Origin of the sequence: Amycolatopsis sp. NPDC001319 (assembly GCF_042896185.1) — a bacterium.
GTDB lineage: Bacteria > Actinomycetota > Actinomycetes > Mycobacteriales > Pseudonocardiaceae > Amycolatopsis.
In genome coordinates this window covers 183,045-198,381 of the sequence record NZ_JBIAWY010000017.1, presented here as the reverse complement: position 1 = coordinate 198,381, position 15,337 = coordinate 183,045, and the positions used below count along the sequence as shown (strand labels likewise).

12 protein-coding genes are annotated in these 15,337 nt (G+C 70.9%); 5 read left to right on the top strand and 7 right to left on the bottom strand.

The features are described from left to right. The coding region (locus tag ACFY1H_RS43400) for a hypothetical protein (RefSeq protein WP_386955980.1) at positions 1 to 203 on the top strand (203 nt) is incomplete at its 5' end. A 254-nt stretch (positions 204 to 457) separates the two neighbouring features. On the opposite strand, the gene ACFY1H_RS43395 is transcribed toward ACFY1H_RS43400, so the two are convergent. Beyond that, positions 458 to 3,091 carry a valine--tRNA ligase gene (locus ACFY1H_RS43395; protein ID WP_386955979.1) on the bottom strand — a complete coding sequence of 878 codons (2,634 nt, stop codon included), beginning with the start codon at positions 3,089 to 3,091 and terminating at the stop codon, positions 458 to 460. 60 nt (positions 3,092 to 3,151) lie between these two features. Here ACFY1H_RS43395 and ACFY1H_RS43390 point away from each other — a divergent pair, with 60 nt between their 5' ends. Beyond that, entirely contained in the window at positions 3,152 to 3,460 is a 309-nt protein-coding gene (locus ACFY1H_RS43390; RefSeq protein ID WP_366583899.1) for a hypothetical protein, read from the top strand. 16 nt (positions 3,461 to 3,476) lie between these two features. Here the strand turns inward: ACFY1H_RS43390 and ACFY1H_RS43385 are convergent, their stop codons facing one another. Next, positions 3,477 to 6,713, bottom strand: coding sequence for a bifunctional cytochrome P450/NADPH--P450 reductase (locus tag ACFY1H_RS43385; protein ID WP_386955978.1), 3,237 nt, complete (start codon positions 6,711 to 6,713; stop codon positions 3,477 to 3,479). 5 nt (positions 6,714 to 6,718) lie between these two features. Then, positions 6,719 to 7,504, bottom strand: coding sequence for a hypothetical protein (locus ACFY1H_RS43380; RefSeq protein ID WP_386955977.1), 786 nt, complete (start codon positions 7,502 to 7,504; stop codon positions 6,719 to 6,721). 331 nt (positions 7,505 to 7,835) lie between these two features. Between ACFY1H_RS43380 and ACFY1H_RS43375 the strand changes: the two genes are divergently transcribed. The 3 genes from ACFY1H_RS43375 (at position 7,836) to ACFY1H_RS43365 (ending at position 12,157) form a co-directional block, all read left to right on the top strand. Then, positions 7,836 to 8,273, top strand: a complete 438-nt coding sequence (locus ACFY1H_RS43375) for a MarR family winged helix-turn-helix transcriptional regulator (RefSeq protein WP_386955976.1) — start codon at positions 7,836 to 7,838, stop codon at positions 8,271 to 8,273. 172 nt (positions 8,274 to 8,445) lie between these two features. Next, positions 8,446 to 9,780 (top strand): MFS transporter, encoded by a 1,335-nt coding sequence (locus ACFY1H_RS43370; RefSeq protein WP_386955982.1) that lies wholly within the window; start codon positions 8,446 to 8,448, stop codon positions 9,778 to 9,780. A gap of 64 nt (positions 9,781 to 9,844) precedes the next feature. Next, entirely contained in the window at positions 9,845 to 12,157 is a 2,313-nt protein-coding gene (locus tag ACFY1H_RS43365; RefSeq protein WP_386955975.1) for an FdhF/YdeP family oxidoreductase, read from the top strand. Between the two features lie 13 nt (positions 12,158 to 12,170). On the opposite strand, the gene ACFY1H_RS43360 is transcribed toward ACFY1H_RS43365, so the two are convergent. The 4 genes from ACFY1H_RS43360 to ACFY1H_RS43345 form a co-directional block, all read right to left on the bottom strand. After that, a complete protein-coding gene (locus ACFY1H_RS43360; RefSeq protein ID WP_366583903.1) occupies positions 12,171 to 12,569 on the bottom strand; it encodes a VanZ family protein in 399 nt (132 codons plus the stop codon). A 108-nt stretch (positions 12,570 to 12,677) separates the two neighbouring features. Then, the gene (locus ACFY1H_RS43355; protein ID WP_386955974.1) at positions 12,678 to 14,123 is read right to left on the bottom strand and encodes an LCP family protein; all 1,446 of its coding nucleotides are present in this window, start codon (positions 14,121 to 14,123) and stop codon (positions 12,678 to 12,680) included. Between the two features lie 55 nt (positions 14,124 to 14,178). Next, the gene (locus ACFY1H_RS43350; RefSeq protein WP_386955972.1) at positions 14,179 to 14,922 is read right to left on the bottom strand and encodes an SDR family NAD(P)-dependent oxidoreductase; all 744 of its coding nucleotides are present in this window, start codon (positions 14,920 to 14,922) and stop codon (positions 14,179 to 14,181) included. Beyond that, positions 14,919 to 15,335, bottom strand: a complete 417-nt coding sequence (locus tag ACFY1H_RS43345; protein ID WP_285973836.1) for a VOC family protein — start codon at positions 15,333 to 15,335, stop codon at positions 14,919 to 14,921. The genes ACFY1H_RS43350 and ACFY1H_RS43345 overlap by 4 nt, the downstream gene beginning before the upstream one ends. Positions 15,336 to 15,337: the final 2 nt, after the last annotated feature.

The window sequence follows — 15,337 nt, the reverse complement described above, 5'->3', positions numbered from 1 at the left end:
CTGACGTCGAGGCGACTCGACGCCTGGGTTTCGGCGCACGGCTGCGTACCCCAGGGCCGCATCGCGCAACGGCGACCTCCCCGCACCGACCGCCCCACCTCACCAACGCGGGCCACCCACCTCAGCCCGCCGCCACGTCCGCCGACCGCCGGCTGCGGCCGGAAGTCCTGGCGCTCATCGAGGCGGGCCGCGAGCTCGGCTGACGTCGAGCCGACTCGACGCCTGGGTTTCGGCGCACGGCTGCGCACCCCAGGGCCGCATCGCGCAACGGCGACCTTCCCGCACCGACCGCCCAGCCTCACCAACGCGGGCCACCCACCTCAGCCCGCAGCCACCTCCGCCGACCGCCGGCTGCGGCCGGAAGTCCTGGCGCTCATCGAGGCGGGCCGCGAGCTCGGCTGAAACGCGAAGTGGCGCCCGGCGCGAGAAGCACCGGACGCCACCTTCAAGCCGAACCTCACGAAGCCGGCAACGCCGCCAGCCGCGCCTCGATGCGCTCGATGTCCGCCGCGGCGGTGGCCCGGCGGGTCTTGATCTTCTCGATGACCTGCTCGGGTGCCTTGGCGATGAAGGATTCGTTGCCCAGCTTGCCCTCGGTCTGTGCGAGCTCCTTCTGCGCCACGCCCAGGTCCTTCTGCAGGCGCTTGCGCTCGGCGGCGACGTCGATGGTGCCGGACAGGTCCAGCTCCACCACGGCCACGCCGCCGGCGAGGGCGACCTCCAGGGAGGCGCTCGCCGAGAACTCCTCGGTGACCGGCGTCAGGCGCACGAGCGAGCGGATGGCGTCGTCGTGGCCGGAGACCTCGGTGAAGCCCGCGCCGGACAGGCGGGCGGCGACCTTCTGCCCCGGCTTGAGGCCCTGGTCGGCGCGGAAGCGGCGGATCTCGGTGACGAGCTTCTGCACGTCGGCGATCCGGGCGTCCGCCACGGCGTCGGCGTAGCCGGCCGGCGCGGTGGGCCAGGCGGCGATCACCAGCGACTCGCCGCCGGTCAGCGCCGTCCACAGCTTCTCGGTGATGAACGGGATGAACGGGTGCAGCAGCCGCAGCACCGTGTCCAGCACGTGGCCGAGCACCGAGCGGGTCGCCGCGATCCGTGAGGAATCCCCTTGGTACAGCTGGACCTTCGCGAGCTCGAGGTACCAGTCGCACAGCTCGTTCCAGGTGAACTGGTACAGCGCGCCCGCGACCTTCGCGAACTGGAACTCCTCGAACAGGCCGTCCACTTCGGACACCAGGGCGCCGAGGCGGCCGAGGATCCAGCGATCGGCCTCGGTCAGCTCCGCCGCGGCGGGCAGCGGAGCCGAGACCGAAGCCCCGTTCATCATCGCGAACTTGCTGGCGTTCCACAGCTTCGTGCAGAAGTTGCGCGAGCCCGCGGCCCACTCGTCGGCCAGCGCCATGTCGGTGCCCGGGTTCGCGCCGCGCGCGAGGGTGAAGCGGGTGGCGTCGGCGCCGTAGGCGTCCATCCACTCGAGCGGGTCGATCACGTTGCCGCGCGACTTCGACATCTTCTTGCCGTTCGCGTCGCGGATGAGCCCGTGCAGGTACACGTGGTCGAACGGCGACCGGCCCTGCATTTCTTGCACGCCGAACATCATCATGCGCACGACCCAGAAGAACAGGATGTCGTAGCCCGTGGACAGCACGCTGGTCGGGTAGAACTTCGCCAGATCGTCGGTCTGCGCCGGCCAGCCCATGGTCGACATCGGCCACAGGCCCGACGAGAACCACGTGTCCAGCACGTCCGGGTCCTGCGTCCAGCCTTCGCCCGACGGCGGCTGCTCGTCCGGGCCCACGCACACGACCTGGTCGTCGGGGCCGTACCAGACCGGGATCCGATGCCCCCACCACAGCTGGCGCGAGATCGTCCAGTCGTGCATGTTGTCGACCCAGTCGAAGTACCGCTTCTCCAGCTCGACCGGGTGGATCTTCGTGCGGCCGTCGCGCACCGCGTCGCCCGCGGCGCGGGCCAGCTCCTCGACCTTCACCCACCACTGCAGCGAAAGCCGCGGCTCCACCACGGTGTCGCACCGCGAGCAGTGGCCGACCGCGTGCACGTACGGCCGCTTCTCCGCCACGATCCGGCCCTGCTCGCGCAGCGCCGCCACGATCGCGGGCCGCGCCTCGAACCGGTCGAGCCCCTCGAACGGGCCCGGCGCGGTGATCTCGGCGCGCTCGTTCATGATCGTGAGCATCGGCAGGTCGTGCCGGCGGCCGATCTCGAAGTCGTTCGGGTCGTGCGCCGGGGTCACCTTCACGGCACCGGTCCCGAACTCCGGGTCCACGTGCTTGTCGGCGACGATCGGGATCTTGCGGCCGGTCAGCGGCAGCTCGACCTCGGTGCCCACCAGGTGCGCGTAGCGCTCGTCGTCCGGGTGCACGGCCACGGCGGTGTCGCCCAGCATCGTCTCGGCGCGGGTCGTGGCCACCACGATGGCGTTGTCGCCCTCGCCGTAGCGGATCGACACGAGCTCGCCGTCGTCGTCGTGGTGGTCGACCTCGATGTCCGACAGCGCGGTCTGGCACCGCGGGCACCAGTTGATGATGCGCTCGGCGCGGTAGATGAGGCCGGCGTCGAAGAAGTTCTTGAACACCGTCTGGACGGCCTTCGACAGGTTCTCGTCCATGGTGAAGCGCTCGCGCGACCAGTCGACGCCGTCGCCGAGGCGCTTCATCTGGCCGAGGATCTTGCCGCCGTACTCGGCCTTCCACTCCCAGACGCGCTCGACGAACTTCTCCCGGCCCAGGTCGTGGCGCGAAAGGCCCTCGCCGGCCAGCTGGCGCTCGACGACGTTCTGCGTCGCGATGCCCGCGTGGTCCATGCCCGGCAGCCACAGCACCTCGTAGCCCTGCATGCGACGGCGGCGGCTCATCGCGTCCATCAGGGTGTGGTTGAGCGCGTGGCCCATGTGCAGGCTGCCGGTGACGTTCGGTGGCGGCAGTACGATCGAGAACGGCGGCTTCTCCGACGAAGCGTCGGCCGTGAAGTACCCGGCCGCTACCCAGCGGTCGTACATGGGTGCTTCTTCGGCGGCCGGGTCCCAGGCACCCGGAAGGTCGGTTTTCTGCTGCGGAGCGTTCTCGGTCACAATGGACAAGTCTACGAACCCGCTCCGGCGGGGTTGCTCAGGGGGAAAGGCGGTGCACGGATGACGCGACCGGAAGATCCGGACGACCGGATGGAGACGCACCCGGACCTCGTCGATCCGAACTGGCGCAAGCACGCCGAGCTCGACGCTTGGCTGGGTGCCAAGAAGGAGATGAAGAAGCGCCGCAAGCGCGAACGGCGCTCCGGTGTCTCCGCGGGCTACGGCTACACATCAGCGCCGAGCCGCTGGCCGGGCGTGCTGGCGCTGACGATCCTCGTGCTGCTCATCGTCGGCGCGATCGTCGTCCACCAGATCCAGGGCGTCGGCGTGAACGAGAGCTCGGTCCTGGAGCTCTTCGGCCTGTCGTAGCCCTCCCGGGCGGCGCTCAGCCGCCGCCCCAGATGTCCTCGACGTACCGGTTCGAGGCGCGAAGCCCGGCCAGCCAGGCCTGTGCGTCCGCCTCGCCGGTGCCCGTCTTGTCGGCGAACAACCCGGTGAAGGCCGCTCGGACGCCGGGCGCCATCGTGTTCGCGTTGCCGCACACGAACACCGCCGCGCCGGCCTGCAGCAGCCGCCACACCTCGTCGCCCGAGGCCGTGATCTCGTGCTGGACGTACTTGCGCCCGTCGACCGGGGAGCGGGAGAACACGACGTGCAGCTCGGCGACCCCTTGCCGGTCGTATTCGCGCAGCTCGTCGGCATACAGGAAGTCCAGGTCCGCGCCGCGGCAGCCGAAGAACAGCAACGACTCGGCGATCGGCACGCCCTGCGCGCGCAGCGCCGCACGCTCCTGCAGGAACCCGCGGAACGGGGCGAGCCCGGTCCCGGCCCCGACCATGATCATCGGGGTGTGCGGGTTGTCCGGCGGCCGGAACTCGATGGTCGGGCGCCGCACGAAGACGAACACCGTGCTGCCGTCGGGGCTGCCCGCCAGGTAGTTGGAGCAGACCCCCGAGAACGTGGTGTCGCCGCCACCGCGCACGGGGGCGCGCAGCACGCCGGTGGTGATGCTGGCGACCTTCGCGTCGGTGAGCGGCGAGGACGAGATCGAGTAGTAGCGCGGCCGCAGCGGAGGCAGCAGGTCGAGGTAGACGCCGAACGGCACCGCACAGGCGGGGAACTCCTCCAGCAGGTCCAGCAATGACCGGCGGGGAGTGAAGACCCGCTCCTGGTAGCGGGCCTGGGACGCCTCGTCGTCCCCGGCGAGCGACTCGAGCCCGGCGCGCTGCGCGGGGTCCTCGGTGTAGCCGGCGAGCACCTCGATGCCGGCCCGGGTGGCCACGTCCTGCAGCTCGACGCAGCTCGCGAGGATGCCGAGCAGCGGTGCGGGCTCATCGACGGGCAGGTGGGTGTGGTCTCCGCTGTGGGGGATGATCGTCGCGTACATGCCCCCGTCGAGCTCGAAGCGCAGCATCACCCGGCGGATGAGGTCGAGGTGGTTGCGCGGCAGCACCCCGAGGTGGTCCCCGGCGCGGAAGTCGGCGCCCTCGGGCAGCGCCACCTCGATGTGCTTCGTGGACCGCCCGCCGTCGGACGGGTACAGCTCGCGGTTCGCCCGCACCAGGGCCGGCTGCGCCTGGTACGACATGATCACCGGGTTGTTCAGCTGGCGGTTGACCAGCGTGATCGACAGCCGGGGGCCGGTGGTGGCCGGCTCGGCCGCGCTCTCGGGCAGGCCGGCGCTCGCGGCCACGTCGGCCCAGAGCCCGTGGTGCCAGGTGCGGTACTGGGCGTCGAAGTCGCCGTTCGCGTTGCCCTCGCCCCGGGGGTGCAGCCGGGTGGCGCCGTGCGCAGCCAGCTCGGTGTCGATCAGCTTCGGCACGGCTTGGTAGGTCGCCGCCCATTCGGTGTTGCCGCAGCCGAACACGGTGTAGGACAGCCCGGCGGCGGCGTCCTTCGCGGTGCCGGGCCGGCGCAGCCAGTCGCAGAACTTGCCGGCGTTGTCCGGCGGCGTGCCGTTGTAGGACGACGTGACGATCACGGCCAGGCCCGGGGACGGCAGCGCGTCCGTGACGTCGTCGAGCGCGCTGAGGGTCACGGCGTAGCCGCGCTCGGTCCCCTCGCGGGCGAGCCGTGTCGCGAGGCCTTCCGCGGTCCCGAGGTTCGAGCCGTAGGCGACCAGCAGCGGGGTCTTGTGCGCGTCCGGCGGGAGCGCGACGCGCGGGGCGGGCGCCGCGGAGACGGATTTCGCCGGCGCCGCGGGGGCGCCGCCTGGCCGGGTCAGGACGAACCCGGGGCGCGGGCGCACCCGGATGTGCATCTCGTCGGGCTTGATGGTCAGCGTCGTCTTGGTCTTCAGCTGGTAGTTCAGGTGGTCGACGAAGTCGAAGCGCTGGATCAGCATGCCGAGCACGAGCACGGCCTCCTGCAAGGCGAACTGCCGGCCGATGCAGGCCCGCTGCCCGGTGCCGAAGGGCTTGTACACGTTGGGCGAGAGGGCCGCGAGCCGTTCCGGGGCCATGTGGTCGGGGTCGAACTCCTCCGCGTCGTCGCCCCACACACTGGGGTCGCGGTGCAGCATCGGCGTGAGCACGGTCAGTGGGAGGCCGTGCTCGACCAGGTACCGGTCGCCGATCACGGTCTCCTCGAACGGCGTGCGCGTGAACCCGGGCGCGGTCGGCCACAGCCGCAGGGCCTCGCTGAGCACCTGCCGGACGTAGATCAGCTTGTGGATCTGCTCGTAGGTGGGCTCGGCGCCGGTGCCGAACACCTCGTCGACCTCGGCGCGGGCGCGCGCGAGCACCTCGGGGTTCTTGAGCAGGTAGTAGATCGCGAACGACAGCAGGCCGCTCGTGGTCTCGTGGCCGGCGATGAGGAACGTGATGCACTGGGCCCGGATGTTCTCGTCGGGCAGCCGCTCGCCGCTCTGTTTGTCGACCCCGTTGATCATCTGGCCGAGCAGGTCGTCCTTCTTGCCGGCCTCGCCCTCGGCGCGGCGTTCGGCGATGAGCTTGTCGACCAGGTCGTTCATGAACGCCTGGTCCTCCTCCAGCTGCCGCTGCGCGTGGATCCGCAGCCGGGTCTGGATGGGCAGCCGGCGGGCGCGGGCCTGTGACTCGGTGAGCGTGCGGATCATCGCCGCGACGAACGGGTGCTGGGTGTCGCGGTAGAAGGAGTTGAACCGGTACCCGAACCCGCACAGCGCGATGGTGTCCAGCGTCAGCCGGGTCATGTCGGCCGGCACGTCCACGTCCTCGTCCGGGTTCAGCCGCTCCCACTTGTCGACGAGCTGGCCCGCGATGTCCAGCATCATCGGCACGTAATCGCGCATGGACTGCAGGCTGAAGGGCTTCATCAAGATGTTGTGCGCGCGGTGCCACAGCGGATCGTCCGTCTCGGCCGTGAACAGGCCGGTCGAGGTCGCCGTGCGCCGCACGTTCACGAGGCCGCCGCTGACCACCTTGTCGAAGCGCGCGTCGTCGCAGATCTCCTCGACCAGCGAGGCGCCGGACACGATCAGCCGCACGCCGCCGGGTGTGGTCAGCCGGAAGATCGGGCCGTACTCCCGGGCCATGTTCATCATGCTCTCGAAGGGGCTGTGGGCGTCGATGTCGAAGGCGTTGCCGACGATGGGCAGCGCGCGCGGGCCGGGGATCTCGTCGACGGGGGTCCTGGTGGTCATGGCGTTCACTCCTTGGAGAGGTGCCCTTCGGCCGGCGACGGCACGGCGCCGGCCCGGCTCGGCTGAGAGGTCCGTGCCTTGGCCTGGTGGGCCCGGACCACCGCCACGACGCCGACGACGAAGACCCAGCCGGGGAAGATGAGCGCGAAGACCGGGTGGAAGGTCCAGCTCAGCAGCACCGTCGCGGCGCAGAGGTAGCCGAACCACACCAGCGGGCGCGCCAGCACGCCGGCGGAGTTGAGCAGCGTCGTCGTGGTGATCATGTACATGCCGGCGACCCGGGCACCGAAGACGAACACGAGCCCGTAACCGGCCGCGCTCAGGGCTCGCGCCACGTACACGGGCGGTAGCGGCGCCACCGAGAACTGCTTCAGCAGGGCGATCGCCCCGGCCAGCGCCATCCCCGAGAACAGCAGGATGACGAACGCCACCCCGGAGGCCAGCTGCAGCGCCCGCGGTATTTCCCGGTTCTGCGCGGCAGGGAGGCTCGCGATGAATTCACGCGTGGCCATCATGTGCCACAGGAACACGATGCCCGCGAACGGCACGATGTACACGCCGGCGGTCACCAAGGCACTGGAACCGCCGTCGGCGTAGAAATTCGCGTACCGGCTGTCCGGCACGGCCAGTCCCGGCGCCCGGTGCACCAGGATCAGCGCGACGGTGAACAGCACCGCGAAGAGGATCCCCGACCAGCCCGCGACCAGCGCGTACCCGGGCCCGCGTCCGATCTCGGCGGCAGCCCGCGCGTCCGCCCGGCTGTGCCGGCGGTTCCGGATCCAAGCAGGCATCGGTGCCTCCCGCCACGCCATTTTCCGAAAATGGCGCGCATGTCAGCCGGCTCAAAGAAATGGTGCCGTGGTGCAGCGCGAATCCTCATCGTCCTGCCCGGATGAAGGGGTGTCAACAAGCGATGATTGCACCGGAAACGACGTGAAAAAACGGAGAAGAACCAGTTCTCCGCCCGTCGAAAAAGCCGTTACCGCTTCCGGTGTGGCGTTCGTTCACTTCGTTCCGAGCCCTCGCACCCCGCCCGGCCGCGGAGACCTCCGTCACCGGGTGTGGCCAAGGTCGCCCCTCCGCAGGATGCACAGGCCAGACTACACAGCCTAAACTGTGGATATGGCCACCGTACCCGCTCCAGTCGCCGAATCCGCAGGCTGGCTGCGCGGCGTCGTCGCGCAGCTGCACCGCCGGCTGCGGCAGGTCGACAACGCCGACAGCCTCACGCCCTCGCAGTCGGCGGCGCTCAACCGCCTCTACCGCGAAGGCCCGGCGACACAGGGTGAGCTCGCCGCCGCCGAGCACGTGCGGCAGCAGTCGATGGCCACCACGCTCTCGGCGCTCGACGCGCTCGGGTACCTCGCCCGCTCGCGCGACCCCGCCGACGGCCGCCGCACCGTGCTGTCGGTGTCCGAGCTCGGCGCGAAGACCGTGCAGGGCATCCGCCAGCACCGCGACGAGTGGCTCGCCCACGCCCTCGCGGCCGAGCTGACCGCCGAGGAGCTGGAGACGGTGCGCCGGGCCCTGCCCCTGCTGCAACGCGTCGCCGAACACTGATCATCCGGCCTGCCCGGCACCGCCGCCGGGACCGGAACACCGACGTCAGCGCGGACGCCGTGGAGGACACCCGACCATTCCCCGACATCTCCAGGACGAAGGAGCCGTGACGACCACCGCAACGCCCCGAAAGGCACCGGCGAGCTTCGGTGCCAAACTCGTCACCCCGCTGGTGGCGAGCGCGGTGCTGAACCCCATCAACTCCACCCTCATCGCCGTCGCGCTCGTGCCGATAGGGCAGAGCTTCGGCGCCGGGCCCGGCAAGACGGCCTGGCTGATCTCCGCGCTCTACCTCGCCACCGCCGTCGGCCAGCCCGTGGTCGGCCTGCTGGTCGACCGCTACGGCGCGCGGCGCGTGCTGCTCAGCGGCGCGTCCGTGGTGATCGTCGCCGGGATCGCCGGCATGATCCCGTTCTCCGTCGAGTGGCTCACCGGCGTGCGCGCGGTGCTCGGCATCGGCACCTGTGCCGGCTTCCCCGCCGCGATGGCCGTGCTGCGCAAACGCGCCGACGCGCTGGGCCAGGGTGTGCCCGCGCGGGTGCTGTCGCTGCTCTCACTGTCGTCGCAGACGATCATGGTCATCGGCCCGACGCTCGGCGGCGTGCTGATCACGCTCTTCGGCTGGCCGGCCATCTTCGCCGTGAACATCCCGCTCGCGGGCGCGTCGCTGCTGCTGGCGATCTTCTGGGTCCCGAAGGACGCACCGGTGCGCGACGAAGGCACGAAACCGAAGCCGATCGACGTGCTCGGCATCGCGTTGTTCTCGCTCTCGCTGCTGGTGCTGCTGTGCTACCTGATGGCGCCGGGCATCGGCGACCTGTGGCTGCTCGCGGCGGCCGTCGCCGTCGGCGCGGCGTTCGTGTGGGTGGAGCTGCACACGCGGGTGCCGTTCATCGACCTTCGGATGCTCGTGGCCAACACCCCGATCCTGCGCACCTACCTGCGTCAGGCCCTGAGCTTCATGGTGATCTACGCGATCATGTTCGGCTACGTGCAGTGGCTCGAGGAAGGCCGGGGCTTCAGCGACGCGATCGCGGGGGCGCTGCTGCTGCCGATGTCGGTCGTGGCCGTGTGCGCGGCGGCGTTCTCGGGCCGCGCGACGGGGATCCGCGCGCGGCTGGTGGTGGTCGCCGTGGCGCTGCTGGCCGGTTCGGTCGCGCTGCTGTTCGTCGGCGACACGACGTGGCTGGTCGGGCTGCTGGCCCTGGTCGCGGTGTTCGGGCTGGCCCAGGGCCTCACGAGCGTCGCGAACCAGACCACGCTCTACCGCGAGTCGCCCGCCGAGACCATGGGCACCGCGAGCGGCCTGTTCCGCACGGCCCAGTACCTCGGCGCGATCGTGGCCTCCACCGTGATCGCCCAGTGCTACGGCGTGCACGCCGATTCGGCCGGCCTGCACCACCTCGGCATGGTGCTCGTGGTGATCAGCGCGGTGCTGCTGGTCGTGACGGTCGCCGACCGCGGGCTGAAGCTCGCCGAACGCCGGGAGCGGGCTCACCGGGCGTGAATTGTCGACGTGAAATGCGCTACCCGGTGTTGGACTGTCGATCATCGAGGCGGACGATGGACCCATGCACCGTGATGCGCCGAAGCACGACGTGGACGAAGCCGACCTGAAGGTGGGCAAGCCGAAGAGCTACGCGGCCGGCATTCCCGGCGTCGCCGTTTCTCTCCGGCGAGGCGTCGAGCAAATGGGTCCCACGCGCACCGCCCTCACGCTGCGCTTGCTCAACCAGCGCGCGGGCTTCGACTGCCCGGGCTGCGCGTGGCCCGAGCCGCGTCAGGCCGACGGCGAGAAGCGCAAGCTGGCGGAGTTCTGCGAGAACGGTGCGAAGGCCGTCGCCGAGGAAGCCACGCGCCGCCGCGTGGACCGCGAGTTCTTCGCCGGCCACGCGGTCGCCGACCTGCAGGACAAGACGGACTACTGGCTGGGCCAGCAGGGCCGGATCACCGAGCCGTTCGTGCTGCGCGAGGGCGCCACGCACTACGAGCCGATCTCGTGGGACGCCGCGTTCGACCTCGTCGCGGCCGAGCTCAACGGGCTGGCCAGCCCGCACGAGGCCGTGTTCTACACCTCGGGCCGCACCAGCAACGAGGCCGCGTTCCTCTACCAGCTGCTCGTGCGCTCCTACGGCACCAACAACCTGCCGGACTGCTCGAACATGTGCCACGAGTCGTCGGGCTCGGCGCTGTCCACCGGCATCGGCATCGGCAAGGGCTCGGTGTCGCTCGCGGACATCCACGACGCCGACCTGATCGTGGTCGTCGGGCAGAACCCGGGCACCAACCACCCGCGCATGCTCTCCGCGCTGGAGACGGCGAAGGGCAAGGGCGCCAAGGTCGTGGCCGTGAACCCGCTCCCCGAGGCCGGGCTGATGCGGTTCAAGAACCCGCAGAACGTGCGCGGGGTCGTCGGCGAGGGCACCCCGCTCGCCGACGAGTTCGCGCAGATCCGCCTCGGCGGCGACCTCGCGCTGTTCCAGGCCGTGGGCCACCTGCTGCTGCAGTGGGAGGAAGAGGCGCCGGGCACGATCGTCGACCAGGACTTCGTGAACTCCTCGACCTACGGGTTCGAGGACTGGGCGAAGAACCTGCGCGAGCTCGACTGGGCCGAGACGGAGACCGCCACCGGCCTGCAGCGGGCGCAGATCGAGCACGTCGCGCGGATGATCGCCACGTCCGAGCGCACGATCTACTGCTGGGCCATGGGGCTCACGCAGCACAAGCACGCGGTGCCCACGATCTCCGAGATCACGAACCTCGCGCTGGCGCGGGGCATGATCGGCAAGCCGGGCGCGGGCCTGTGCCCGGTGCGCGGCCACTCGAACGTGCAAGGCGACCGCACCATGGGCGTCTGGGAGAAGATGCCCGAGCCGTTCATGGACGCGCTCGACCGCGAGTTCTGCATCACCGTGCCGCGCGAGCACGGCTGGGACACCGTCGACGCGATCCGCGGGATGCGCGACGGCCGCGGCAAGGTCTTCTTCGCGATGGGCGGCAACTTCGCCGCCGCGACACCCGACTCCGAGCTCACGGCGAAGGCGTTGAGCTCGTGCTCGCTCACCGTGCACGTGTCGACGAAGCTCAACCGTTCGCACGTGGTCCACGGCACCACCGCGCTGATCCTGCCGACGATGGGCCGCACCGAGCGTGACGTGCAGGAGTCGGGCCCGCAGTTCGTGACCGTCGAGGACTCGATGTCGCAGGTGCACGCCTCGCGCGGCCGCGTGAAGCCGGCTTCGGAGCACCTGATCTCCGAGGTGGCCATCATCTGCCGGCTGGCCGAGCGCCTGCTGGGCGCGGACCACGCCGTGCCGTGGCGCTCGTTCGAGAAGGACTACGACCTGATCCGCGACCGGATCGCGGCCGTGGTCCCGGGCTGCCACGACTACAACCGCCGCGTGCGCGAGCCCGACGGGTTCACGCTGCCGCACGCCCCGCGCGACTCCCGCGAGTTCACCGGCACGGCCACCGGCAAGGGCACGTTCACCGTGTCGGAGCTGGAGTATCCGCAGGTGCCGGAAGGCCGGCTGCTGCTGCAGACGATGCGCAGCCACGACCAGTACAACACCACCATCTACGGCCTGTCCGACCGCTACCGCGGCATCGAGGACGGCCGGCGCGTGGTGTTCGTCCACCCCGAAGACCTGGCCGAGCTCGGCATCGCCGACGGCGAGATCGTGGACCTGGTCTCGGAGTGGCGTGACGGCGACCGCCGGGCGCCGCGCTTCCGCGCGGTGTCCTACCCGACGGCCCGCGGCTGCGCGGCGGCCTACTTCCCGGAGGCCAACGCGCTGGTGCCGCTGGACTCCGTCGCGGAGAAGTCCAACACGCCGGTGTCGAAGGCGGTCGTGGTCCGGCTGGAGCCGCACCACCACTCGTGACGCTTCGGTCCGGTCACGCGGGGGTTTTCCGGCGTGACCGGACCACGGTGGCCAGCAGCACGCCGAGTGCCGCGCCGAGGGTGTTGAGCAGGACGTCGTCGACATCGGCACTGCGACCCACGAAGTACTGGACGATCTCGATCACTACCGAGAACCCGGCCAGCGCCGCGATCACGGCGGCTTTCCGGCGCGTGGCCACAGTCGCCAGGAAGCCGAGCGGCACGAAGAGCGCGATGTTGCCGGCGTTGTTGATCAGCCCGAGGCGACCGTTGGCGTTGCGGGCCTCGTCGACGATCCCGGCGAGCGGCACGAGGTTGACGTTCTCCGGCGGGCTGAGGTGCCCGGGGCGGAGCGTGAGAGCGAGCACCACCAGAACGGCGGCGGCGAGCAGCCAGCGGGCCCAAGATCGCATCGGTCCAGTCAACCAGCTCCGCCCACGCGGCCGCCGCCCCGCCACGCCGACCGGCGCCGGCGACGATCGCCCTCGCCCGGTCGGCCGGCGCCGGAGACGAGTGCGCCGTCAGTTCACGCAGTTCTCCCCGGCGCCCGTGATCGGTGCGTCCCCCGCCCCGGCAGCAGCTCCTCCGCCCGTGTCCCCACTGCCGGTGCCGCCGCCCGACGACGTGCCCGGTCCGGCGTAGACCTGGCCGAGCGTCACCTCGATGTGGCCGGCCGGCACGTCGGCGGACTCGGCGGTGGCGAGGCCCCCCAGGAGCTCCGCCACCGCCTTGCCCTGGGTGGCCAGCGCGGCGCCGTACCGGACCAGTGAGGTGCGGCGCGCGGCGGCGTTGCCGGTGGTGCCGGGTGCGAAACCCTTGTCCTTCAACACGTCCGAGACGCGCTGGGCCAGACCACTCGCGTCGCCTGCGTTGGCCACGTCCACCACCACACCCGAAGGTGCTTGCGGTTTCGAGGAAGTCGGCGGCGCACCGATCAGGCTCGCCGCGAACTGCTTGACCTGCGCGGGATCCACCTGCACCGCCGTCGCGCGCGGGTCGCTCTTGCTGTAGCGGTAGTCCGGGTTCACGATCGGGACCGTCGAGAACTGGATGCCGCCGCCGGAGATCCCCCGCATCTGGCCGACGAAGTCGAGCAGGTTCCAGGAGTCGTCGAGGACCACGGACTTCTTCACGGCATCGATGAGATCGCTGACCTTGCCCGGGTTCGAGAGCGTGCCCGCCGAAAGGACCTGGTGCGCCAGCGAAGCGAGGAACACCTGCTGACGGACCACGCGGTCGATGTCGCCGCGGGGCAGCGGCTTGCGCTCGCGCACGAAAGCGAGCGCGGCGGCGCCGGAGATCTTCTGCGGCCCGGCCGGGAAGTTCGCGCCGGAATCGCGGTCGGACGACGCCTGCTTCAGGCACACCTCGACGCCGCCGACGGCGTTGCTGATGTCGTAGAAGCTCAGCAGGTTCACCTCGGCGAAGTGGTCGATCGTCACACCCGTGAGGTCCTCGACCACCTGCCGCGTGGCGCGCCGCCCGGCTGTGAGCGACTCCTGCTCGATCTTGTCCTTGTCGGTCTCGCCCGCGGCGCGCAGTTTCTCGGCCTCGGCGTTCTTCGCGCGGCCGAATGCGGCGTTGATCTTGCCCTTCTGGCCGCCCGGCAGGGTCACGTAGGAGTCGCGCGGGATCGAGAACGCCTTAACCGTCTGCGTGCCGTTCGGGATCCGCAGCACGATCAAGGTGTCGGTGAGGTCGTCACCGTTGGGCCCGGCCCGCAGTTCACGCAGGACGTCCGCCGGGAGCGGGTTGCCCTTCTCGTCGGTCCGCGAGTCGCGGCCGACGAGCAGGATGTCGAGCGACCCGTCGGCCGGCTGTTCACCGGGTCGGGGCTGCTTGCCGGCGTCGATCACGCTGCTGCGCGTGACGTCGTCGAGTGAGCTCAGCGTCGAGTAGCCGTAGGCCGTGCCGGCGAACACCACCAGCGCCAGCGTCGAGACGACGATCTTCCCTGCGATCCGCACGCCCTACCGACGCATTCGTGCCGCCGCCTGCTGCACGCGTGACCCAGTTCACAGCTCAGCGCAGGTAGGAAGCGCCGTTCAGGTCGAGGATCGCGCCCGAGGCCCAGGTCGCCTCGGCCGACGCCAGGTACACGACCGCGTTGGCGATCTCCTCCGGCTCGGCCACCCGGCCGAAGGGGCTCTGGGCCCGCACGGCGTCGGTGATCCGGTGCGCGACGCGTTCGGTCGCGGTGAACCCGGGTGCCACCGAGGTCACCGAGATCCCATGCGGCGCCAGCTCGACCGCGAGCGACTGGCCGAGCGCGTGCAGCGCGGCCTTGCTCGCGCCGTACGCGGGGTGCTCGGGTTCGCCGCGGAACGCGCCGCGCGAGCCGACGTTCACGATCCGCCCCGGCGCCTTGCGCGCGATGAGGTGGCGGGCGACGTGGAAGGACAGGTTGGCGGCGCCCATCAGGTTGACCTCCAGCGTGCGCCGCCAGACGTCCTGCCAGTGTGCGTAGCCGACGGTCGCGACGGGTGTGGACGTCTCGGGGGTCGTGCCGACGGCCGCGTTGTTCACGAGCACGTCGACGCCGCCGAGCAGCTCCTCGGCCGTGTCCGCGATCCGTTGCGCCGCTTGGGGATCGCCGAGGTCGCCGCCGACGAGCACGTGCCCCTCGCCCGGGAGTGCGGCAAGCGTCTCCTCGGCTGCTTCGGCGTTCGATCCATAGTGGACGGCCACCCGGTCACCCCGGGCGGCGAAGGCGTGGGCGATCGCGCGGCCGATGCCGCGGGAGCCGCCGGTGACGAGGACGTTCACTTCGCGAACAGCTGCGCTTCGTCGCGGAACGCCTTGAACTCCAGGGCGTTGCCGGCCGGGTCGTGCAGGAACATCGTCCACTGCTCCCCCGGCTCGCCCGCGAAGCGCTGGTACGGCTCGATCACGAACTCCGTCCCGGCGCCGCGCAGGCGGCCGGCGAGCTCGTGGAAGGAGTCGACGTCGAGGACCAGGCCGAAGTGCGGCACGGGCACGTCGTGGCCGTCCACGGGGTTGCGGCCGGCCTCGGCTTTCGCGCCGGGCACCACGTGCGTGACCACCTGGTGGCCGCGGAAGTCCCAGTCCACCCACGCGTCCGACGACCGGCCCTCCGCCAGGCCGAGCACGCCGCCGTAGAACGCGCGGGCGCGGGCGAGGTCGTCGACCGGGATGGCGAGGTGGAACGCGGGGCGCATGG